Annotated in this window: 21 protein-coding genes and 2 tRNA genes; 13 read left to right on the top strand and 10 right to left on the bottom strand. The window is 58.0% G+C overall.

Annotated elements, in window-relative coordinates:
• Positions 1-75: 75 nt before the first annotated feature.
• On the bottom strand, positions 76-552 hold the full coding sequence (locus HGO40_RS09140) for an Lrp/AsnC family transcriptional regulator (protein ID WP_250962725.1): 477 nt from the start codon (positions 550-552) through the stop codon (positions 76-78).
• Positions 553-698: 146 nt separating this feature from the next.
• On the opposite strand from HGO40_RS09140, the gene HGO40_RS09135 reads away from it, so the two are divergent.
• Positions 699-1,328, top strand: coding sequence for a LysE family translocator (locus HGO40_RS09135; protein ID WP_250962724.1), 630 nt, complete (start codon positions 699-701; stop codon positions 1,326-1,328).
• Between the two features lie 238 nt (positions 1,329-1,566).
• Here the strand turns inward: HGO40_RS09135 and HGO40_RS09130 are convergent, their stop codons facing one another.
• Entirely contained in the window at positions 1,567-1,713 is a 147-nt protein-coding gene (locus HGO40_RS09130) for a hypothetical protein (protein ID WP_250962723.1), read from the bottom strand.
• Positions 1,714-2,403: 690 nt separating this feature from the next.
• Here HGO40_RS09130 and HGO40_RS09125 point away from each other — a divergent pair.
• From HGO40_RS09125 to HGO40_RS09095, 7 genes are all read left to right on the top strand, one after another.
• On the top strand, positions 2,404-3,477 hold the full coding sequence (locus tag HGO40_RS09125; protein ID WP_250962722.1) for a D-isomer specific 2-hydroxyacid dehydrogenase family protein: 1,074 nt from the start codon (positions 2,404-2,406) through the stop codon (positions 3,475-3,477).
• Positions 3,478-3,617: 140 nt separating this feature from the next.
• Positions 3,618-3,695 (top strand) — tRNA-Lys (locus tag HGO40_RS09120).
• 50 nt (positions 3,696-3,745) lie between these two features.
• Positions 3,746-3,823: transfer RNA gene (locus HGO40_RS09115), tRNA-Lys, on the top strand.
• Between the two features lie 104 nt (positions 3,824-3,927).
• On the top strand, positions 3,928-5,310 hold the full coding sequence (locus HGO40_RS09110) for an MATE family efflux transporter (RefSeq protein WP_250962721.1): 1,383 nt from the start codon (positions 3,928-3,930) through the stop codon (positions 5,308-5,310).
• 92 nt (positions 5,311-5,402) lie between these two features.
• Positions 5,403-6,497, top strand: coding sequence for a hypothetical protein (locus HGO40_RS09105; protein WP_250962720.1), 1,095 nt, complete (start codon positions 5,403-5,405; stop codon positions 6,495-6,497).
• Positions 6,498-6,515: 18 nt separating this feature from the next.
• The gene (locus HGO40_RS09100; RefSeq protein WP_250962719.1) at positions 6,516-7,232 is read left to right on the top strand and encodes a hypothetical protein; all 717 of its coding nucleotides are present in this window, start codon (positions 6,516-6,518) and stop codon (positions 7,230-7,232) included.
• Between the two features lie 155 nt (positions 7,233-7,387).
• Complete coding sequence (locus tag HGO40_RS09095) at positions 7,388-7,792, top strand: low affinity iron permease family protein (protein WP_250962718.1); 405 nt, start codon at positions 7,388-7,390, stop codon at positions 7,790-7,792.
• 45 nt (positions 7,793-7,837) lie between these two features.
• On the opposite strand, the gene HGO40_RS09090 is transcribed toward HGO40_RS09095, so the two are convergent.
• The 3 genes from HGO40_RS09090 to HGO40_RS09080 all read right to left on the bottom strand — a co-directional run bounded on the left by HGO40_RS09090 (position 7,838) and on the right by HGO40_RS09080 (position 11,023).
• Entirely contained in the window at positions 7,838-8,746 is a 909-nt protein-coding gene (locus HGO40_RS09090; RefSeq protein WP_207965300.1) for an SDR family oxidoreductase, read from the bottom strand.
• A 79-nt stretch (positions 8,747-8,825) separates the two neighbouring features.
• Complete coding sequence (locus tag HGO40_RS09085; RefSeq protein ID WP_250962717.1) at positions 8,826-9,329, bottom strand: DUF4142 domain-containing protein; 504 nt, start codon at positions 9,327-9,329, stop codon at positions 8,826-8,828.
• Between the two features lie 344 nt (positions 9,330-9,673).
• Positions 9,674-11,023: a sensor domain-containing protein gene (locus HGO40_RS09080; RefSeq protein WP_250962716.1), complete on the bottom strand. Its 1,350-nt coding sequence runs from the start codon at positions 11,021-11,023 to the stop codon at positions 9,674-9,676.
• A gap of 244 nt (positions 11,024-11,267) precedes the next feature.
• Between HGO40_RS09080 and HGO40_RS09075 the strand changes: the two genes are divergently transcribed.
• Together HGO40_RS09075 and HGO40_RS09070 are read left to right on the top strand one after the other, a co-directional pair.
• Entirely contained in the window at positions 11,268-11,507 is a 240-nt protein-coding gene (locus HGO40_RS09075) for a CopG family ribbon-helix-helix protein (protein WP_250962715.1), read from the top strand.
• Positions 11,497-11,781, top strand: a complete 285-nt coding sequence (locus HGO40_RS09070) for a type II toxin-antitoxin system RelE/ParE family toxin (protein WP_250962714.1) — start codon at positions 11,497-11,499, stop codon at positions 11,779-11,781. The genes HGO40_RS09075 and HGO40_RS09070 overlap by 11 nt, the downstream gene beginning before the upstream one ends.
• 27 nt (positions 11,782-11,808) lie before the next feature.
• On the opposite strand, the gene fos is transcribed toward HGO40_RS09070, so the two are convergent.
• The gene (fos, locus tag HGO40_RS09065) at positions 11,809-12,225 is read right to left on the bottom strand and encodes a fosfomycin resistance glutathione transferase (RefSeq protein ID WP_250962713.1); all 417 of its coding nucleotides are present in this window, start codon (positions 12,223-12,225) and stop codon (positions 11,809-11,811) included.
• Positions 12,226-12,532: 307 nt separating this feature from the next.
• On the opposite strand from fos, the gene HGO40_RS09060 reads away from it, so the two are divergent.
• Together HGO40_RS09060 and HGO40_RS09055 are read left to right on the top strand one after the other, a co-directional pair.
• Positions 12,533-13,768 (top strand): aminotransferase class I/II-fold pyridoxal phosphate-dependent enzyme, encoded by a 1,236-nt coding sequence (locus HGO40_RS09060; protein ID WP_250962712.1) that lies wholly within the window; start codon positions 12,533-12,535, stop codon positions 13,766-13,768.
• A 13-nt stretch (positions 13,769-13,781) separates the two neighbouring features.
• Positions 13,782-14,945, top strand: a complete 1,164-nt coding sequence (locus tag HGO40_RS09055; protein WP_250962711.1) for an MFS transporter — start codon at positions 13,782-13,784, stop codon at positions 14,943-14,945.
• 41 nt (positions 14,946-14,986) lie between these two features.
• Here the strand turns inward: HGO40_RS09055 and yiaY are convergent, their stop codons facing one another.
• Complete coding sequence (gene yiaY, locus HGO40_RS09050) at positions 14,987-16,135, bottom strand: L-threonine dehydrogenase (RefSeq protein ID WP_250962710.1); 1,149 nt, start codon at positions 16,133-16,135, stop codon at positions 14,987-14,989.
• 142 nt (positions 16,136-16,277) lie between these two features.
• On the opposite strand from yiaY, the gene HGO40_RS09045 reads away from it, so the two are divergent.
• Positions 16,278-17,297, top strand: coding sequence for a DUF4917 family protein (locus HGO40_RS09045; RefSeq protein ID WP_250962709.1), 1,020 nt, complete (start codon positions 16,278-16,280; stop codon positions 17,295-17,297).
• A 215-nt stretch (positions 17,298-17,512) separates the two neighbouring features.
• On the opposite strand, the gene HGO40_RS09040 is transcribed toward HGO40_RS09045, so the two are convergent.
• The 3 genes from HGO40_RS09040 to HGO40_RS09030 all read right to left on the bottom strand — a co-directional run bounded on the left by HGO40_RS09040 (position 17,513) and on the right by HGO40_RS09030 (position 19,959).
• Positions 17,513-17,857: a YegP family protein gene (locus tag HGO40_RS09040; protein WP_250962708.1), complete on the bottom strand. Its 345-nt coding sequence runs from the start codon at positions 17,855-17,857 to the stop codon at positions 17,513-17,515.
• 71 nt (positions 17,858-17,928) lie between these two features.
• Positions 17,929-18,510 (bottom strand): DJ-1/PfpI family protein, encoded by a 582-nt coding sequence (locus tag HGO40_RS09035; RefSeq protein ID WP_250962707.1) that lies wholly within the window; start codon positions 18,508-18,510, stop codon positions 17,929-17,931.
• A gap of 231 nt (positions 18,511-18,741) precedes the next feature.
• The gene (locus HGO40_RS09030) at positions 18,742-19,959 is read right to left on the bottom strand and encodes a class I SAM-dependent methyltransferase (RefSeq protein WP_250962706.1); all 1,218 of its coding nucleotides are present in this window, start codon (positions 19,957-19,959) and stop codon (positions 18,742-18,744) included.
• Positions 19,960-20,011 lie beyond the last annotated feature (52 nt).

Genomic DNA, 20,011 nt, shown 5'->3' with positions numbered 1-20,011 from the left:
ACCTGACGGCAAAACAAAAAGCCCCGGCGTTTTTCGCAGCGGGGCTTTTTGTATTTAATTTGTGTCATCCATTGCTCAGCTCCCCGGCAAATGCCCCAACGGCAACTCCCCCGGCGTTTTCACCGTATTAATCGCAAAGTTACTCCGGATGTCGCTGATCCCGGGCAATTTCAACAACTGCCCTGTGACAAAACGGTCATAAGCCCGCAAGTCCGGCACCACGACTTGCAATAGAAAATCCGACTCGCCCGATACCAGGAACGCCGAAATCACTTCGGGCAATGCCGTCACTGCCTGGCGAAATGCTTCGGCTCGCTCGTCGTTGTGCCGTTCGACCTTGACGCCGACGAAGATCGTTAGCCCGAGGCCCACTTCGTCGCGGTCCAGGACGGCTTGGTAACCACGAATCACCCCCGCCTCTTCGAGCATCCGCACGCGGCGCAGGCAGGGTGACGGGGACAGGCCGATTTCTTCAGCCAGTTGCACGTTGCTCAGGCGGCCGTCGCGTTGCAGTGCGACGAGGATTTTGCGGTCGAAGGCGTCCAGTTTCATGACTTGGCATTTTCCGATTGTATGACGCAGATGCTTGGCAGATTATGCCAATTTCAGACACTTTAGAAGCTGTCTTCGCAACCACCTGCCCTGCCCGTCAGCCATAGACTTGGCACTTGCGAATCGTTGATAAAAAGGGGGGTGGCATGGCAGGGCTCGGGTTGTTTTTGATGGCGTTGACGGTGGCGTATCTGTTGCCCGGGCCGGACATGATCCTGCTGCTGCAAACCGGTGCCCGTCAGGGCAGGGGCGCGGCGTTGGCGACGGCGGTGGGCCTGGGAGTTGCTCGTGGGTGTCATGTTGCGTTGGCGGCATTAGGGCTTTCGGCCTTGTTCAAGACCGCGCCATGGACCTTCGATGTTGTCCGCCTGGCCGGTGCTGCCTACCTGTTATGGATTGGCTTTCAATGCCTGCGGACCACGTTGCTGCCGAATTTTGAAGGCGCCACTGTCGAGGTTGGGAAACGGCATTATTACGAGGCCATTCAACGCGGGCTGCTGACGAACCTGCTCAATCCCAAGGCCTTGCTGTTTTGCTCGGTGTTGTTACCGCAATTCATTGATCCACAGGCCGGGTCGGTGCTGGGGCAGTTCGCGATCCTGGGCGTGGTGCTGGTCGGCGTCGGCCTGCTGTTCGACTGCGCCTACGCGTTGGTCGGCGTGGCACTCGGCCGCTGGCTTCAGCGCTCGCCTTCGGCCCAGCGCGTGCAGCAGTGGTTGTTTGGGAGTCTTTTGATTGGGTTTGCGGTACGGCTGACGTTTGTACAGCAGTCATAGTTGCTGTGGATAAACCAACGCGGTGATCGTGGGATGAACATCAAACGCCATCGCGAGCAAGCTTGCTCCCACATTTTTCCGAGTTGTTCTCAGGTAACGCATTCACCGCAAATCCCCTGAGGGAGCGGGCTTGCTCGCGAAAGTGGTGTGTCATTCAACATTGATCTTGGCTGACCCGACGCATTCGCGAGCAAGCTCGCTCCCACAGTTTTTCTTAGCCACGCCAGGGCTATGACATCTATTTATCTTCAGACTTGGACTCCTGCATCTGCACCGAAGACTTGGTGCCGTCGGTGTTGTCCTTGGTCTCGTTACCCGAGTTGTCGAAGCAGCCGTGCAAGGCAAACAGGCAGCAGGCGAGGCAGAAGGTGCGGATGAAATTCATGGTGTACTCCAATCATGAGGACTTTCAGGAGTGACCTGCAAGAGGCCCAATGGTTGCGAATGACCATCGTGCCGGGCGATGAATGACGGCGGATGTTTGCGACTTGCTGTTTCACCGCCTCGTTGCCGTCGCACCCACAGGCGCAATCCTAGTTGATCGCCGACGGCTGGCCCAATGTGTCACGTACGGCACCAATCAAGCGCCACGTCGCAATCATTAAGGTTGGCGGTTCGAAATAATGCCACCTCCATTCTCCGTCACTGGCTCTGTCATGGCAGAACAACCGCTCCCGAGAAACAACTTGTTGGACATTGAAAAACAATGCAACACAGGACTCCAACACAATCAGAACAAACAAAACTATTATTCAGACAGACAACGCTTATCCGTGGAGCTTACCATCAACAGCGTACAAACAAACGCCCACCGACGAGCAACCCCATCAAGCCTTAAAAACTTACAAAGAGAAATTTGACACCCAAAACAAACTATCATTTTATATGGCAACGCATTTTCAAGGCACTGAAAATCTTACCCACGAAACAACGATCACTGACTACTCTTTGGCGTAGTACACGCCAGATCCAAAAGGATATATTTCATGTTGACACCCTTCTCTGCAGCCACTTGAACATACGTTATATTCATATTAAAAACCATTTTCGCAACACTACATCCTAGGATATTGCCGTGTCAGAGCGCATCAAAGTAGTTATTTCCGGAGCTGATCGCCTGGATCAAAACCAAATCTGTAAATTTAATTCAACGCATTACGACGTAAACTTGATCCATGAATCATTTCCTGATCAGGCGCGGATTATCTCTGCAATCACCGAGGCACATGTTTACATTCAAGCCGGTGAGGAAATATTGACCGAAGAGATTCTGCAGCACGCTGGCCAATTGCAGCTCGTGGCATGCCTGGCTACGGGGGCCGAGCACTTGGTCGATATTGAAGCAGCTGACCGCCTGGGTATCTCGGTTACCAATACGCCAGACTTGAAAGTGATGTACGAAGCCATGGGCGAGTTCCTCATGGGATTGGTTATCGGGCTAAGAAGAAAATTGATCTACTTCCACACCGAGCAGAAAAAAGGTCGCCTGCATGAAATGGATACTCCCCTTCTCAAGGATGCGGTGATCGGCTTCATCGGTTTGGGCAGGGTCGGCTCCCGGGTTGCCCGGATGATGCACGATGCGTTCAAGTCCAGGATCGTCTACACCGCTAACTCGCAGAAGCCCGACATAGAACGCGACACCCAGGCCCAACGCTTGTCGATGACCTCCCTGCTGGAGAGTAGTGACGTTGTGATTCTGGCCTGTCCGTACAACGACTCCACCTTGGGCCTCATTGGAGAGCAGGAAATTGCCCTGATGAAATCCTCCGCCATTCTGATCAATACATCAGAGGCCTCGTTGGTTGATGGCCGGGCGCTCTACAAGGCCCTGCTCGAGCAGAAAATTGCAGGGGCCGCATTCGACGACAAGAACTGGGATATGCCACCACTCATCAAGAATGGCGAGGCGATCAATATGCCGATCGCCATGCTTGAGCTGCCTGATGACCGTTTCATCTGCACCCCCTACATAGGGGCGTCGACCGCTGCCGTGTGGGATGAGATGGCGGGCGTGGCAATCAGCTCGGTCATGCACTATCTCAAGCATGGGACAGACGAACATCTTTACAACCGGAACCTGGATATGGCCAAGCATGCACAACGTGCCAGCGCTGTTTCATTCCACGCCGCAGTACTGAAAGACTGAGTGGCGTGAATAACGCTATAACGCAACAACGTCTTCAGCGGACTTAAGCGACTTAAATGGGTGGAGTGAATTGGGATTACTCTCCTCCACCGCTTTTTTTCGGTCGTCGTCATTCGCGGCCGACACACACCTCATGTAATGGGGGAGAACGCCCGGTGGCTTGGGCGCCAACTATTTAAGTTGGTAGTCGTGAGTTCGAGTCTCACTCTCCTCCACCATTTTTTATTCGGTCGCGGTTGCTTCGCGTTCGAGAGGCAAGGCATGTAACGGGGGAGAACGCCCGGTGGCTTGGGCGCCAACTACTTAAGTTGGTAGTCGTGAGTTCGAGTCTCACTCTCCTCCACCAATTATCGGAAGCTCGGTTTGTTCAGCTCAGCGCGAGACAATTTAAATAGCTTGCAAGCATTTATATCTTCTCGTCTGTGGTGATTTGAATGAAGGATGCAGGATATGCAGTGGGTTGCAGAGAGTCGGCGCATCATCAAAATTGCGGTACCACTTTCAATCGTCTATCTGATTGAGAGCATGATGGCATTCGTTGACTCCGTATTCATGGGCCGTTTTCGTGCGGATGAAATCGCTGGCTATGGTTTAGGTGCTCGCATTGTTTTCGACGCCGCCAATGTCATTTGCTTGTGCGTCATTGGCATGGTTGCGGTTTTTTCAGCCAAGTACGACGCAATCCAGAACAAACGGGCCGTGGAAGTGCATGTGCAACATGGTTTCTACATGTGCGTTCTACTTAGCCTGCCAGTCGTTCTGCTGACCTTGAACCTTGGCAGTTTGCTGCTTGCCTTCAATATAGACCCAGCGGTGTCTTTCCAGGCTGATCAATACGCACAAGGCGCGGTCTACTCAATCTTGCCGTTAGCGTTGTTTTGCGTCCTGCGGGACCACTCAGCGGCGGTTTCCGACTTTTCGTCCATTTTCTATATCACGCTGTTTGCCAGCGTATTTAAAGCGGTGATTTCCTACGCACTGATTCTCGGTGAGTTCGGTTTTCCGCGGCTGGGTGCATACGGTGCGGGACTTTCGACCTCCTTGGTAAGCTGGGGAATGCTGGCTGCGGAGATCGGGCTCTACTCCCTGAGCAATCGCAGATCCGCCAAGGCATACGCAATCTTCACGGGCTCGGCGGCACCTAAACTTTCCCTGATTAAAAAATACCTGGCGATGGGGTTGCCACTCTCCGCCAATAGCTTGGTCATTTCACTGATGTTCCTCGTCCTTATGTTCTTTACAGAGAACGTGGGCACGTTGGAGCTGGCAGCGGCGCAACTGGTGTTCTCCTATATCTTTCCAATATACATGCTGGTTGAAGGGGTTCGTGAAGCCATTGCCATTCGTGTCGCTCAAGAGCATGCATTGGATAACGTGCACAAGGTGCGGAAACTGACGGCGGTGGCATCCATGGTCGGCATACTGGTCTTGTTGCCTTTTGCCTTTATCGTATTTTTCGACTCCACGTTGGTCGCATCCATGTTCTTCGACGTCAAAGCCCCCTCGAACTCTGATCTTCTAACCCAGTTCAACCTGATTGTTTGCCTGGCGACGCTGAGCATCGTCGTTGAGTGCGTCCAGGTCATGCTGCTGGGCGCATTGAAGGGTTTGGAAGATACCAAGGTGCCCTTCCTTATCAATATCATTACCGCCTGGTTGATCGGCGTGGCCGGTGGATATCACTTGGCGTTCAACATGGATCAAGGCGTAGTCGGCCTATGGGTGGCATTGATTCTCAGCCATCTCCTTTCGCTGCTGATGCTGATGGTACGGCTGGTACGGGTCACCAAACCCAACAGCCCGTTACTGAGCGCAAGCCCTACACACGACTAGTCGCCACATTCATCACGCCTGTCGAGACAGGCCGAGAGGCTGATCATCAAAGCTTTTGCAACCATCACCGGTTGGTATGAGGGGAAATGCGTATGCGTGAAGTACTGGCTACTTACATCGACGCTTATGAAGTTTCAATCAACTGCCTTGAGCAGTTACATGACGCCGAGCTTGCGACGGCGGTAGGTGAATTACTGTCAAGGATTGCTGCCTGCGATGATGCGCTGGTCAACAATGTACTTAAATATCATGTCCATATACTTGAACTCAGCGATGAGGAATGGACGTGGTTCTTGCCCGGCATTCTTGAGTTGGAACGCAACAGCGCCTTTGTCGCGGCGTATCTGATAGAAAAGATCCCACTGCTCAAGCGTCACTTGGATATGCAGGCGTTCGTAGAATTCCTGTTGGCCATCAAGGATCAATCTGCACGCGGCCTGTCCTACCTGATCGGCACATCCGACTCTGCCTCGTGCGATGATCTGGAGTCGATCCTTGAGGCCGTAGGCGTGGCTTATTATCAGGCCGCCATGGACTGCGTGCTACGCCACAAGGATGCATTAGGCCCTTGCTGCGCCCCTTTGCTCATTCATATCAAGAACTACTATCGGCACTTGCCTGCCACGGACCTGGATGCGCTGGTGGCATTGATTTGCGCCGTGCACGCTCGTTATGGCAGTTTTGGTGCCGTTGCGTTGCTGGAAAATGCTGATGTGGTATTTGAACACCATAGCATTCAGACAGTACACAACCGTCTTGATGCGCTGTCAGACAACAACGTCGACTACTTCCATTATCTGTTGGTCAATGGTTTGCCGGAGGTCGGGGTGGTGCGTACCATCGCCGCTTCGCTCGATCAATTGGATGCCGCGAGTCTGACCTCGCATATCGATGCACCCGGGGTATTCGATGGAGGGTTAATCTCTGCGATCATTTCCAATATAAACTTCATGGACTCTCGAACAATCGAGAATATGCGGTATCAGTTGGCGATTGACGATTTCAATAAGTGGTTCGAACAGCAACACGCTTTCGCCAATGCGCGCGCGCACATCACCGATTCTTATGCCGGCGCCTGGTTTTTACCGTTCAACTATTGGGGCGGTGAAATGGGTATCGCCCGTTTCAGGACCCTGATCGGACAGGCGATAGACGCGACCTACGACAAAGTCGCCCGGCAAACCTAGGTGCACCGGAACAAATCGTTGTTCGACCGACACGCCGAGTACACCGAAACCCGCTTGCGGTCAATGATAGATGTAGCCTTCCCCAGAGACAGCGTTGGATCGGCAGAGCCTGAAAATATAACAAGTATCAGAACCTATCTCGACGATAAGGATTGGGAGGGTTTAAGGGAACGTCAATCAAGGCAGCGGGGCTTCATTAGTACCTGGAACAGAAACCCATGGCAGGACTACAGTCGCTCCGACGAGTTTTATTCCTGTACCGGTATCGGTGACTACGCTGTCAACAATGCCCCAGGATATTTGGTTGAGCCGAATTTATGTCGCCTGTATGTCTGGTATCAAGGGCGGCGCATTGGCCGTATCAATCTGATTGCCGTGGCAGATGTCAAAGGTGCGCCCGGGCTATTGCTTGACGGCGTCGAGGGCGGCGGCCGCTTGCTGCAATCTGAAGAACGGGTGCGGGACATCTTGGACAGCGTTGCTGAATTCGCCAAGCGCTGTGGATTGAGCGCCTATTACATTAACTGCAAGGCGACCTACAACAATGTCCCAAAGCAGTTCATAACCCAGGCGATTTTTCATATGGGGCTACCGGTGAAGCCTCGTTATTTGCGGCGCTTTTATCACGGGATGGAAATCTATCAGGCGATGCCGCATGGACTCATACCGTTCTTCGAATCTTTCGGGAACAACCTGTCCGGTATAGTTAGCTGCCTCAAAATAAAATTGGATTGATGAGGGTTTTCAGGGGGACCTGCGGCAGGAGCACTGGTTGCGACTGTCATCGTGCCGGACGATGAACGAGGGGGGACCGGCTGAAATGTGAGTAGAATTTTCGCCGACTCGTTGCTGTCAGACCAGACAGGTGCATCCAATAAGGAAACACGGCAATGACGTTCGCAAAAGTCGCGCAAAAACTATCCCTTTGGGCGGGGAGCCCCAAAACCTTTCTAGGCGCCATCGTGTTGTTGTCGATCTGGGCCGCCAGCGGACCTTTCTTCGGCTTCAACGACACCTGGCAACTCATCATCAACACCTCGACCACCATCATCACCTTCCTGATGGTGTTCCTGATCCAGAACACCCAGAACCGCGATACGGACATCTTGCATTTGAAAGTAGATGAATTGCTGCGGGCGTCCAAGGACGCACAGAACGCAATGCTCGGCCTCGAGTCGCTAGACCTCAAGCAACTTGAAGCGCTGCGCAAGCGCTATCAGGACATGGGCAAGGACGAAGCCAAGGGCCTTGATGGCGTGGAACAAAAGAACAAGATCGACCTGAACCAGTGCTGATGCCTATGCGCGAGTGGCGCCAACCACTCGCGCATCTGTCAGGTATCAAGGCAGCGGGTTACCGCCCGTCACGCCAAATACTTCCCCGGTGATGTAACTCGACTCCTGCGATGCCAGCAGGACATAGAGCGGCGCGCACTCGGCCGGTTGGCCCGGGCGCTTCATCGGTACCTGGGAGCCAAAGGTGGGAATCTTTTCCCGAGGTTGACCGCCGCTCGGTTGCAGCACGGTCCAGATCGGCCCCGGTGCCACGGCATTGACCCGGATGCCCTTGCCAATGACCTGTCCAGCCAGCGCCTTGGTAAACGCTACGATGGCCGCTTTGGTGGTGGCGTAATCCAGCAAGGTCGCGGACGGGTCGTAGGATTGGATCGAGGCGGTATTGATAATGGTCGCTCCCGCCGGCATCAGCGGCACCGCAGCCTTGCAGATCCAGAACATCGCATAGATGTTGGTCTTCATGGTGTCGTCAAACTGCGCAGTGGTGATGTCGGCAATGTCTTTTTGCGCTTCCTGCTTACCGGCAACGTTTACGAGGATATCCAGCCCGTCGAGCTGTTGTTGCGCCATCTTGACCATTTGCACACAGAACGCTTCGTCCTTGAGGTCGCCAGGAATCGCAATCGCCTTGCGGCCCTCGGCTTCGATCAACTCAATGACTTGCCGGGCGTCGCGCTCTTCGCTGGGTAGATAGTTGATCGCCACATCGGCACCTTCCCGGGCGTAGGCGATCGCCGCGGCGCGACCAATCCCCGAGTCACCACCGGTGACCAGCGCCTTGCGCCCCTCCAGGCGGCCGAAACCTTGGTAACTTTTTTCGCCATGATCGGGTTGCGGCAGCATGTCCTGATCGATGCCAGGCGGCGATTGCGGTTGGTCGGGAAATTCCGGGCGAGGATATTGGGTCAGCGGGTTCTGCATCGCGTATTGGTTGGGTTCTCGGCGTGTGGACATCGAGGTTCTCCTTTTCGGCGGGCAAAATCTGCCGGGACGCTGACGTCCCGGTCCTGAATGTAAAACCGGATGCGGCAGGTCAACGGCTGGCCTGCAGCGCCCTGGCCCTTTCGAGATGGGTCTGCAATTTAGGCAGGGTTTCGTCGGCGAAAGCCTTGATTTCCGGCACTTCGGTGGTCTGGGCTTGCTGCTGGATCTGCGCGATTGCCTCCTCGGTCGCCTTGATCTGGCTGGCAGCATACGCGGCCTCGAACGACTCGCCTTCCTGTACCTGCGGGATCAGCGTCTTGGCCTTGTCAGCCACTTCTTCCCGGGGGGCGACAGGCAAGTCGAGCTTCTTGGCGATCTTCGCCAGGTGTTGATTGGCGGTGGTGCGGTCGTTGATCACCATGATGGTGTAGTCCTTGACCTCCCTGGATTCGGCTTTCCCATGGGCCATGCGACTGGCCTCGATGTCGGCCATGTCTTTGGCAGACGCATCGTTGATGAATTCGACAGGCGATTGGGCCCAGGCACTGTTGGCACCCAGGCCCATCAGCACGACGAGCCTGGTGGTGCGAAATAAACTGGCCATACGGCTCATGATCGCGCCCTCCTCTGATAAAAGTTCTGGTGGGTTATCCACCTTGAATCAGAACCAACCCAGAATATTCAGCGACACGTCCGACCCGGCTTTCGGCCAATTTCGGCTTTCGACGGGCTTCTATCGACGGTCGTGATGGTGGTTCTCCCACTTTTGCGACCTGCTTCGGACACCTTCGTTCGATCATGGGCACTGTTTGTCGGATAAATACTGCTTGAACCAGGCATGGTTCAGCCCTCCGTATTCGTGAATGCCGGGCGCGCGAGCCCTGCCCTATATTCGAATGGGATGCGGGCTGAAGGTTTGAGAAAGCTGCGGGCGCCACGACGAACGGTGACGCGTTTTCAGATGCCAAACGCCCGGTGATTGTGGCGTTTGGCGGCGTACATCGCCTCGTCGGCGTGGCGGAACAGTGCGATGTCTTCAGTGCCATGGTCGGGAAAGCAGGCCACGCCGATGCTCGGTTCGATGCTCAAGCAATGCCCGTCCAGACGCAGCGGCTGGGCCAGTGCATGATGGATTTTGGCCTGCACGCGATGGGCGTCCTCCAAGGCCTGGATGCTGTGCAGCAGGACCACGAATTCATCTCCACCAATACGCGCCACGGTGTCGGTGTCGCGGATACAACCCTTCAGGCGACTGGCCACCGCTTGCAGCAGCATGTCGCCCACGCCGTGGCCATAGGTGTCGTTGACCTGCTTGAAACGATCCAGGTCGATATACAGCAAGGCCATGCGCCCGGACGCAGCACGAGCGGCCGCCACTGCGCACTTGAACCGCTCACGGAGCAATTCGCGGTTGGGCACCTGGGTCAACTGATCGTACTGAGCCATGTGCTGCAACCGGGCGTGCAACTGCTTGCGCTCGATGGCGACGGTGATTTGTGCGCAAACGTATTGCAACAGCTCCTTGTCCTGTTCGGTGTAGCGTTCGTTGTCCGGCGCACTCTTGACGATCAGCGCGCCAATCGTGCCGCTCTGGGCGTTCAGCGGCACGCCCAGCCAGCATGGCGCGTCCGGTTGCGCCATCAGGTCGTCGAACCCCGCAGGCAACGAGCTGCCACCGGGCGTCAGGAGGATCGGCTGGCCACTGCGAATCACCTCGGCGCACAAACGCCCGGTGACCGTGCCCGGCAATTCGGGCTGCCCTTCCCGGTCATCGACGTGATAGGGGAAATTCAACTGTGAGCATTGCTCGTCATACAGCGCCACCGAGAAATTCAGCGCCGGCAGCCACTCGCCAATAATCAGGTGGATGCGCTTGAACAGCGCCAGCAAGTCAGCCGCGGCGTGGGCCGCTTCGGAAATCGCATACAACGCCGCCTGCCGGGACTCGGCCTGCTTACGTTCAGTGATGTCCCGGGCCACGGCAATGCGCAGTTGGTCCACTGGCGACCAGCGCGCCGACCACAGGATGTGCACCACCCGCCCGTCCTTGCGCAGGTAGCGGTTTTCGAAATTGAGCTTGGGCTCGCCCCCCATGATTTCCCGCGCCGCCTCGAGGGTCCGCTGGCGGTCGGCAGGGTGCACCAGATCGATCATCGGCTGGCCGATCAGCTCCTGCGGGGTGTAGCCGAAAATACGCTCGCAGGCGGCACTGACAAACACGAAACGCCCTTGACCGTCGACGGCACACACGGCGTCCAGCAGAAGGTCGATGTAGCTGGCCAGCGGCGCGGAACTTGAAGTGTCCATGGGGCTGGAGATCATCCGGGTAATGCAGCGGTGAGCGAAGCGGGGGATGGTCAGTTCGTGACGCCGATACAACCAGCGAGACCGACGCGGCCAATACCGATGAGGATAGCGCAGGCAATCAACCGTAGGGGATGAGCGTCGATATCGAGACGAACATTCACACAGACGATGAAGACCAACGGGGCTGGCGACTCTCTAAGGACGTGTAGTATGTTGTATTACAAACCACTACATCGAGACCATCATGTCCATCATGTCATTGCGATTGCCCGATGAAGTCGCCGAAACCCTAGCGGTATTGGCCAAGGCTACCGGGCGCAGCAAGTCGTTCCTGGCAGTCGATGCGCTACGCGAATACCTGGCCCGTGAAGCCTGGCAGATCAAGGAAATCCAAGAAGCCTTGCATGAGGCAGATGCGGGTGATTTCGCCAGCCCCGAGGATGTCGACGCGATTGCCGAAAAATGGATGAACAATGCAGGTTGAGTGGCTGCGTACTGCCCTCAAGAATCTGGACGACGAAGCCGCTTATATTGCGTTGGACAATCCAAAAGCAGCGGCGCACTTCATCAAGGCAATCCTCACGAGCGTCGAGCAACTCGCCCAATTCCCAGCGTCCGGTCGTGAAGGCCGCCTGGCGGGAACCCGTGAATGGGTTGTCCCCGACCGTCCGTACCTGATTCCCTATCGCGTTCGCCACGGGCGCGTGCAAATCCTGCGACTGTTCCATACGCGACGGCTGCCGCCCAACGCCTGGTAGGCCAATAACTCGACTCGCAACGCCCCGTCACGACTCCGTAAAAAACACCATGCCGGCATACGGTGCCTGCCGACAAGCCTTCAACCGCGACGCGAGGTCGCCCACATGGACCTCCAGCTTGTGCCCGTCGGGGTCGAGAAAGTAGAACGAATCCCCCTCGCTGCGGTTGTCTCGCCACGACGACACCTGGGCCGCGTTCAGCCGCGCCACCAGCAGCGGGAGATGGTCGGCGCCGATGCTGAACGCGTAATGGGTGTAGTCCGCCGCCGGCTCGGGCCCGCGTAACGGGTCGAGAGACAGGCACAACCACAACCCCGGCAGCGACAAATACGCCCCGCTGTTCCATTTGGCCTCAAGACGCAGCTGCAAGAGCTCGCCATAAAAAGCCACACTGCGATCCAGATCGGTGACCGCAAGGGTCAGATGATTGAGACCTGAGAGCATCAGCAAGCTACCTTCCGAAAAGAGTGATAACCCAGCGGGCTTGGGGCAAACCGAGGATGCTCCCAGGCTCCGACATCACCGATGGATTCCCCGTCCAAGGTCCTAGTGGCCTGTGTGGCTAATTCGTGCACTCAAATTAACCGTACAGGCCACTAGGCAAAGTCCTACGCAGAAATCTCCAGTGACACGCAAGCACGCCGGAAACAGCCGATTCAAAGCCCTGCACAACAATCTGTAAAGTCTGGAAACACGCCGCAATCGAAACACCCCACGGACAGCACCCTCCACCAAGGAATGTACTCGCACCATGAACCAGACGGCTCAATCACCTCATTACTTCACCAACTACCGCAAGCTCATTTCCCTCGCAGACCGGGATTGGCAGAGCACCGAAGCCGGGAAAGTCTCAGGCCTGAATGTCGAGGTCAGGACACCCAACGTCCTGGTCGACCAATACGGTCGGACCTTTCATCACTTCTGCACCACGTCCTACCTGGGCCTGGACTATCACCCCGCGCTGCTGGACGGCGCCATGACCGCCCTGTGGGAAGCCGGGACCCTACGGGTCGCCAATTCAAGGAATCGCTGCAAGCTGGCGATCCTGGACCAGTACGAAACCCAGTTATCGGAGCTGTTTGGCGCCAGTTGCCTCAGCGCCCTGTCTTGCAGTGCGGCGAGCGCCGGGATCCTGCCGCTGCTGGCCAGCGGCGCATTCACGCAAAATCGGGCGCCCGTCATGGTGTTCGACAAACAGGCCCATTATTCGATGAACCACAGCAAGGCCGCCTGCGCCGACGAAACCCAGGTCATCACCTGCCCGCACAACGACATGGATTTCATCGAGGACGTGTGCAAACGCCAGCGCGAGGTGGCGTATGTAGCCGACGGCGCCTACAGCATGGGCGGGATGGCGGACCTGGACAGCCTGATGTACCTCAAGCAGCGCTATGGCCTGTTTCTTTACCTGGACGATTCCCACGCCCTGTCTGCGGTCGGGGAATCCGGCGCCGGCCTTGTCCGTTCGCGCATCCCGGCGGTGGACGAGCGCACCCTGGTCGTCGCCTCGCTGGCCAAGTCATTCGGCGCCAGTGGCGGGCTGGTCATGTTTGGCAGTGAACGGCACAAGGCGCTGGTGCAGCGTTACGGTGGACCGAGCAATTGGTCCCAGAGCCTGAACGCAGCGGCCATCGGTGCCGGCATGGCTTCGATCCGCCTGCACCGCAGTCTGGAATTCAGCGCCTTGCAGGCGCGTTTGCAGGCTAATATCCGCCTCTTCGACAGCCTCGTGCGGACCGGACAGCGCGGCACTCCCATGGCGATCCGTATGGTGCCTTGCGGTGAAGCATCCCTGGCCAACAGCCTGGCGATCGAATTGGCCGAACTGGGGTATTTCACCTCGGCGGTGTTTTTTCCCGTGGTGCCGCAAGGCAAGGCCGCCATTCGCATTACCCTGCGCGCCGACATGGAGCCTGACGTGATTCGCTCGTTTTGCGAAAAGATCACCGAACTGCTGCTGACCCACGGGCGTGACCTCCGCCCCTGAGACAGGACGCTTGATGAAGAACCGTACAACCCTGATCGTCACTTGCACCACCGTCTTCCTGGCACAACTGGGCATGAGCATCTATTTGCCCGCCCTGCCGGATATCGCCCGGGATATCGGTGCCGACGCGTCCCGGGTGTCATGGGGCCTGTCGGTGTACTTGATCGGCATGGCGCTGCCCATGTTGCTGTGGGGCAGCCTGAGCCAGCGCCTGGGGCGCAAGCCGGTCTTGCTGGTGGCTTTGGGGTTGTACGGCCTGGGCAACCTGGCCTTGCCGCTGGGCACGACAATCGAGGCGTTCCTGACGCTTCGGTTGATCCAGGGCATCGGCGCCAGCGGTATCTCGGTGATGGCGCGGGTCCTGATTCGTGACAGCTTCAGCGGTGACCTGCTGGCCAAGGCCCTGTCCTGGATATCGATCGCCTTTGTGATTGCCCTCGGTATTGGCCAGTACCTGGGCTCGCTGATCCAGGCGGCTTTCGGCTGGGAGGCGATTTTCCAGGGATTGGGCGCCGTCAGCCTGGCCATGGCAGCGGCGGTGTCCAGGGCCCGTTTCCCGGTGCTGATACAGGCCAGCAACGGGCAATCTGCGTGGGGTATCTACGGGCAGATATTCCGGCAGCGGGCGGTCCTGCTGCCGGCCTTGGCCGGTGGGCTGGGTTACGGCGTGATCGTCGCCTTCAATACCGCCGCGCCGCTGATCCTGCAGGAGAGCTTCCACTGGTCGGCCATTGAATACGGCTTGCTGGGCTGGCCGATCAGTGCCGCGTACCTGCTCGGGGCACTGGCGGTGAATGCCTTTGTGCTGCGCACCGGTCAACGGCGAATGATGGGCTGGGGCATCGCGCTGGTGCTCGGCGGCAGCATGACCATGCTGGCAGGCAGCCTCACCCTGAGCGGTATCGCGTTGCTCTTCTGGCTGCCTTACTGCTTCGCGGTGTTCGGCCAGTCGTTGATCTACCCCATCAGCCTGTCCCTGGCCAATGAAGGCTCACCGGTGGCCGGCGCTTATGCCATGGCATTGAGCGGGTTCCTGCATCAACTGATGGCGTCGGTGATCGGCGCCATGGCCAGCCTGCTGTTGAGCCAGCAAGCCTGGCCGCTGGCGGCGTTGTGCGCACTGCTGGGGGCGACGGCGATGCTCTGTGTGAGGTTCGTGCCGCCCCGGGTCGCTTAGGCTTTTTACGAAAAGTGCCTGCGCGACTTTTCATACAAAGCCTAGAACGCGCTGCGGAAAATCTCTTCGCCCTGCCGCTGGTCCGCCGCCCGTGGGTTGGTCAGGCCACACGCGTCTTTCAAGGCGTTGGCGGCCAGCACCGGAACGTCGTTGAGGCGCACGCCCAAATCACGCAAACCGGCCGGAATGTCCACGTCCTGGGCCAGGCTGCGGATCGCCGCAATAGCGTTCCGGGCTCCCTCTTCCGGGCTGAAACCCCGTGTATCGGCGCCCATGGCATGGGCCACGTCGGTCAGGCGAGCGGCGCACACCGAGGCGTTGAAACTCTGTACATGGGGCAACAGCACGGCATTGCACACGCCGTGAGGCAAGTCGTAAAAACCACCCAGTTGATGCGCCATCGCGTGCACGAAACCCAACGACGCATTGTTGAACGCCATCCCCGCGAGAAATTGCGCATAGGCCATGTTTTCCCGCGCCGCCAGATCGGTGCCGTCGCGCACGGCCAGGCGCAGGTTGTTGCTGATCAGGGTAATGGCCTTCAGGGCGCAGGCATCGGTAATCGGCGTGGCGGCGGTGGAGACATAAGCCTCGATCGCATGGGTCAGCGCATCCATGCCAGTGGCGGCCGTCAGGCCCTTGGGCATCGCCACCATCAACGCTGGGTCATTCACCGACATCAGCGGGGTCACGTTGCGATCGACAATCGCCATTTTCACGTGGCGGGTCTCGTCGGTGATGATGCAGAAACGGGTCATCTCGCTGGCGGTGCCCGCCGTGGTGTTGATGGCGATCAGCGGCAGTTGCGGCTTGCTCGAACGGTCCACCCCTTCATAGTCACGGATCTGTCCGCCGTTGGTGGCGCACAGGGCGATGCCCTTGGCGCAATCGTGGGGTGAACCGCCGCCCAGGGACACGACGAAATCGCACTGGCTTTCCTTGAGCAAGCCCAGCCCGAGCTCGACATTGGCAATGCTCGGGTTGGGCTTGGCACCGTCGAAAATCACCGAGTCGATATCCTGTTGCGCCAACAACTCGGCCACCTTGGTGGCGACGCCGGCCTTGGCCAGCCCTGCGTCGGTGACGATCAGGGCTTTGCGAAAGCCGTAGTTGCGGATAGCGGTCATCGCTTCATCGAGGCAGCCCAGCCCCATGATGTTCACGGCGGGAATGAACAACGTGCTGCTCATGGGGTCACGCTCCTGGAAGAGGCCGAATCGGCAGGGGCGTACAGGATTGACCGAGTAGTCACAACGTATCTTGATCTGGCTCAAGACTGGGTCGTGATAAAGTCGCGGCCTGCCTTTGCCACGTTTTGAGATGATCCTTGCGATGACCGATTTCCAGGAATACGACACCCGGCTCGAAGACTGGGAGGCCTTGCGCGCCGACACTGCCTTCAGCGGCCTGCTGCTGGGCAATGGCGCCAGCCGTGCGGTGTGGGACGATTTCGGCTATGACTCGCTGTTCGAAAATGCCCGCACCGTCGAGGAAAAACCCTTGAGCCCGTCGGAACTGAGCGTGTTCGACGCGATGCAGACGCGCAGCTTCGAACAGGTGCTCGGGGCGCTGAAAACCACCAGTCGGGTCAACACGGCCCTGGCCGTCAGCTCCGCCGCCCCGCGTAACCGCTACTACGCAATCAAGGAAGCGCTGATCAACACCGTGCACGCGGTGCATATCCCGTGGCGGCTGGTGCAGCCATCGACCCTTGCGACAATCAATCAGGAACTGAGCCGCTACCGCACGGTGTTCACCACCAATTACGACTTGCTCAATTACTGGGCGATCCAGCATGGGGCCGAGACCCTCAGCGATCTGTTCTTTGGCGATGACCACAATTTCGACCTGAGCCAGGCGAGCGCGGACAAACCACGCCTGCTGTACCTCCACGGCGGCCTGCATCTGGTGCGCAACCAGGACGGCACGGCGCGCAAGCTCACGTCCACCGAAGGCACCTTGCTGGGCAGTTTCGCCATCAACAACACGATCAAGACCCTCGACGACGTGCCGCTGTTCGTCAATGAAGGTCCCAGCACCGACAAGCTCAAGACCATCCGCAGCAGCGATTACCTGTCGTTCTGCTACGACCAGTTGCTGCAGCATGGCGATAATCTGTGCCTGTTCGGCCATGCCCTCGGCGAGCAGGATCGGCACATTGTCCATGCCCTGCGCCTGGCCGCCCCGAAAACCGTGGCGGTTTCGATCTATCCGCGAAGCCAGGCGTTCATCCAGCATCAGAAGCGGCATTACGCCAAGGTGTTCGAGGGGCTGGACGTACAATTGCACTTCTTCGATGCCAAGAGCCATCCGTTGGGCGATCCGAAATTGTCGGTGCCGGTGGAGGTTTAGCCTCGCAAGGCTGACCTTAAGCTCAACCCTTCAGGTCAGCGTGGGTGGCGAGGGAGCTTGCTCCCGCTCGGCTCTGTAGGAGCTGGCGAAGCCTGCGATCTTTTGATCTTTCGCCTTGAGACTCAATTGTCTGGGACAAGATCGCAGCCTCGTTGCACTCGACAGCTCCTACAGCATTTACAGCCGAGCGGGAACAAGCTCCCATAGAGATGAATTCAGAGCGCAGCCACCGTCTTGTCCTTGATGACCGTCGTCAGTCCATTGGCCTTGACGCTAGCGATGCCTTTGTCCCGGGCTGCATCTGATGAATACGCCTCACTGCTGCCAATCACTTCGTGGTTGCCGGCCTTGAGGTTGAAGTACGGGTGGCCGTCCTTGGTGGTCTTGAGTTCATAGCGTTCGGCCAACGGGCTGTTTTTCTGCACCGAAGCGATGCCGCCGTCGGCGCCACTGCGGGTGGTGTACAACTCGCTGGTCAGGATTGTCTCGGCGTTGGCCGCCTTGAGCACAAAACGAAACTGGCCGCTGCTGCTTTTGCTGACTTCGTACCATCCGGACATGATTGTTCTCCAGGCAATGAGGACATGCCCCGAGAGTAAAGACCCGCTGCGCTTGTCCCGCCAGTCCGTTACTACAAAGTGATGGCCGTGCCCAGCAGGGTCAGGAATCCCGCCAGCCAGTTCGGGTGCGCAGGCCAGGCCGGTGCGGTCGCCAGGTTGCCCTGGACATGGCCTTGGGTCACGGGAATGTCCATATAGGTCCCGCCCGCCAGCCGGACTTCCGGAGCGCACGCTGGGTAGGCGCTGCATTCGCGCCCTTCGCGGATGCCCGCCGCCGCCAGCAATTGCGCACCGTGGCACACCGCGGCAATCGGCTTGCCCGCCAGATCGAAATCACGCACCAGTTGCAGGACGGCTTCGTTCAGGCGCAGGTATTCCGGCGCCCGGCCACCCGGCACCAGCAGCGCGTCGTAGTCGGCGGCCTGGACGTTGGCGAAGTCATGGTTGAGGGCGAACAAGTGCCCCGGTTTTTCGCTGTAGGTCTGGTCGCCTTCGAAATCGTGGATCGCCGTGCGCACCGTTTGGCCTGCGGTTTTGTCCGGGCACACGGCGTTCACGGTGTGGCCGATCATCTGCAGGGCCTGGAACGGCACCATGACTTCATAATCTTCGACGTAATCGCCGACCAGCATCAGGATTTTCTTGGCGGCCATGGGAAGGACTCCTTTGGGAATGCGTGAGGGGTGGACGCATTAAAGGTAGTCCGCTGTAACAGAACGGGGAGAATCTCTGGCCGCGAGCTGACGGGCTGCATCGTAGCTCGCTGATGGTGAACATTTGTGGGAGCGAGCCTGCTCGCGAATCAGACAACGCGGTTTGTCAGATGCACCGCGTTATCGTTCTTCGCGAGCAGGCTCGCTCCCACAGGGTTCAGGTCAGTGTTGTCAGGCGAGGTAACCATCCGCCCGCAGCAGCGTTTCGAGGCAGTGCTCGGTGATGTGGTAGAAGGCCTTGAGTTCTTCGATTTTTGCCAGCAGCTCGGTGGGGTCCGCCGGTTCGGCGCGTTTGACGGCCAGGATCATCTTGTTCTTGTTGGTGTGGTCCAGGGAGATGAACTCGAACACCTTGGTCTCGTAGCCACACGCTTCGAGGAACAGCGCCCGCAAGCTGTCAGTGACCATTTCCGCTTGCTGGCCCAGGTGCAGGCCGTATTGCAGCATCGGCTTGAGCAGCGCCGGGCTCTGGATCTGCAGGCGGATCTGCTTGTGGCAGCACGGCGAGCACATGATGATCGAGGCGCCCGAGCGAATGCCCATGTGGATCGCGTAGTCGGTGGCGATGTCGCAGGCGTGCAAGGCGATCATCACATCCACCGCGCTCGGCGCCACGCTGCGCACGTCACCGTGCTGGAAGCTCAGGCCCGGGTGCTCCAGGCGCGCGGCGGCTTCGTTGCAGAGCTTGACCATGTCTTCGCGCAGCTCGACCCCTGTCACCACGCCCTCGGCCTGCAAGGTGTTGCGCAGGTAGTCATGGATGGCGAAGGTCAGGTAGCCCTTGCCCGAACCGAAATCCGAGACCCGCACCGGTATGTCCAAGGCCAGGGGCGAAGACGTCAGCGCATGGCTGAAGACCTCGAGGAACTTGTTGATTTGCTTCCACTTGCGCGACATCGCCGGAATCAGCTCGTGCGTGTGGTTGGTCACGCCCAGGTCAGCCAAAAATGGCCGGCTCAGGTCGAGGAAGCGATTTTTCTCACGGTTGTGCTCGGCAGCCGGCACTTCCCGCAGTTGCTGGGGCTTGCTCTTGAATAGCGAGCTCTTGCCCTTCTTGCTGTACTCCAGCTGCGCCTCGTCGGTGACCGCCAGCAAATGCGCGTTCTTGAACGACGCCGGCAACAGCGCGGCGATGGTGTCCACGCCTTCGGCCAGTGGGAAATTCTTGGTGATGTCGCGGGTCTTGTAGCGGTAGACGAAGGACAGGCATGGCTGGTCCTTGACCGTCAGCTGCTTGATGATCAGCCGCTGGAGGTCCGCTTCGTCCCCCACGTACTTGGCCAGTACCAGTTTGATGAAAGCGTTTTGTTCAAGGCTGGTGCGCAGCAGCTCGATGAATTGGGCGTGGTGATCCGGCGCGGGACGGGCTGGAGTTGCGGTGGCGGACATGACCTACTGTATCTTATAAAAATCTCTTATACAAATCTGACGCTTCTGACGA

This window comes from Pseudomonas sp. CG7, assembly GCF_023701885.1.
Classification (GTDB): domain Bacteria; phylum Pseudomonadota; class Gammaproteobacteria; order Pseudomonadales; family Pseudomonadaceae; genus Aquipseudomonas; species Aquipseudomonas zanjanensis.
This window is presented reverse-complemented; position numbering and strand designations above follow the sequence as displayed.

What these genes read in the sequence shown, in the direction of transcription:
- HGO40_RS09140 (WP_250962725.1), bottom strand. Translation starts at nt 552, where the DNA reads ATGAAACTGGACGCCTTCGACCGCAAAATCCTCGTCGCACTGCAACGC.
- yiaY (WP_250962710.1), bottom strand. Translation starts at nt 16,135, where the DNA reads ATGAGCAGCACGTTGTTCATTCCCGCCGTGAACATCATGGGGCTGGGC.
- HGO40_RS09090 (WP_207965300.1), bottom strand. Translation starts at nt 8,746, where the DNA reads ATGTCCACACGCCGAGAACCCAACCAATACGCGATGCAGAACCCGCTG.
- HGO40_RS09095 (WP_250962718.1), top strand. Translation starts at nt 7,388, where the DNA reads ATGACGTTCGCAAAAGTCGCGCAAAAACTATCCCTTTGGGCGGGGAGC.
- HGO40_RS09035 (WP_250962707.1), bottom strand. Translation starts at nt 18,510, where the DNA reads ATGGCCGCCAAGAAAATCCTGATGCTGGTCGGCGATTACGTCGAAGAT.
- HGO40_RS09045 (WP_250962709.1), top strand. Translation starts at nt 16,278, where the DNA reads ATGACCGATTTCCAGGAATACGACACCCGGCTCGAAGACTGGGAGGCC.
- HGO40_RS09130 (WP_250962723.1), bottom strand. Translation starts at nt 1,713, where the DNA reads ATGAATTTCATCCGCACCTTCTGCCTCGCCTGCTGCCTGTTTGCCTTG.
- HGO40_RS09070 (WP_250962714.1), top strand. Translation starts at nt 11,497, where the DNA reads ATGCAGGTTGAGTGGCTGCGTACTGCCCTCAAGAATCTGGACGACGAA.
- HGO40_RS09135 (WP_250962724.1), top strand. Translation starts at nt 699, where the DNA reads ATGGCAGGGCTCGGGTTGTTTTTGATGGCGTTGACGGTGGCGTATCTG.
- fos (WP_250962713.1), bottom strand. Translation starts at nt 12,225, where the DNA reads ATGCTCTCAGGTCTCAATCATCTGACCCTTGCGGTCACCGATCTGGAT.
- HGO40_RS09075 (WP_250962715.1), top strand. Translation starts at nt 11,268, where the DNA reads ATGTCCATCATGTCATTGCGATTGCCCGATGAAGTCGCCGAAACCCTA.
- HGO40_RS09060 (WP_250962712.1), top strand. Translation starts at nt 12,533, where the DNA reads ATGAACCAGACGGCTCAATCACCTCATTACTTCACCAACTACCGCAAG.
- HGO40_RS09110 (WP_250962721.1), top strand. Translation starts at nt 3,928, where the DNA reads ATGCAGTGGGTTGCAGAGAGTCGGCGCATCATCAAAATTGCGGTACCA.
- HGO40_RS09040 (WP_250962708.1), bottom strand. Translation starts at nt 17,857, where the DNA reads ATGTCCGGATGGTACGAAGTCAGCAAAAGCAGCAGCGGCCAGTTTCGT.
- HGO40_RS09080 (WP_250962716.1), bottom strand. Translation starts at nt 11,023, where the DNA reads ATGGACACTTCAAGTTCCGCGCCGCTGGCCAGCTACATCGACCTTCTG.
- HGO40_RS09030 (WP_250962706.1), bottom strand. Translation starts at nt 19,959, where the DNA reads ATGTCCGCCACCGCAACTCCAGCCCGTCCCGCGCCGGATCACCACGCC.
- HGO40_RS09105 (WP_250962720.1), top strand. Translation starts at nt 5,403, where the DNA reads ATGCGTGAAGTACTGGCTACTTACATCGACGCTTATGAAGTTTCAATC.
- HGO40_RS09055 (WP_250962711.1), top strand. Translation starts at nt 13,782, where the DNA reads ATGAAGAACCGTACAACCCTGATCGTCACTTGCACCACCGTCTTCCTG.
- HGO40_RS09085 (WP_250962717.1), bottom strand. Translation starts at nt 9,329, where the DNA reads ATGAGCCGTATGGCCAGTTTATTTCGCACCACCAGGCTCGTCGTGCTG.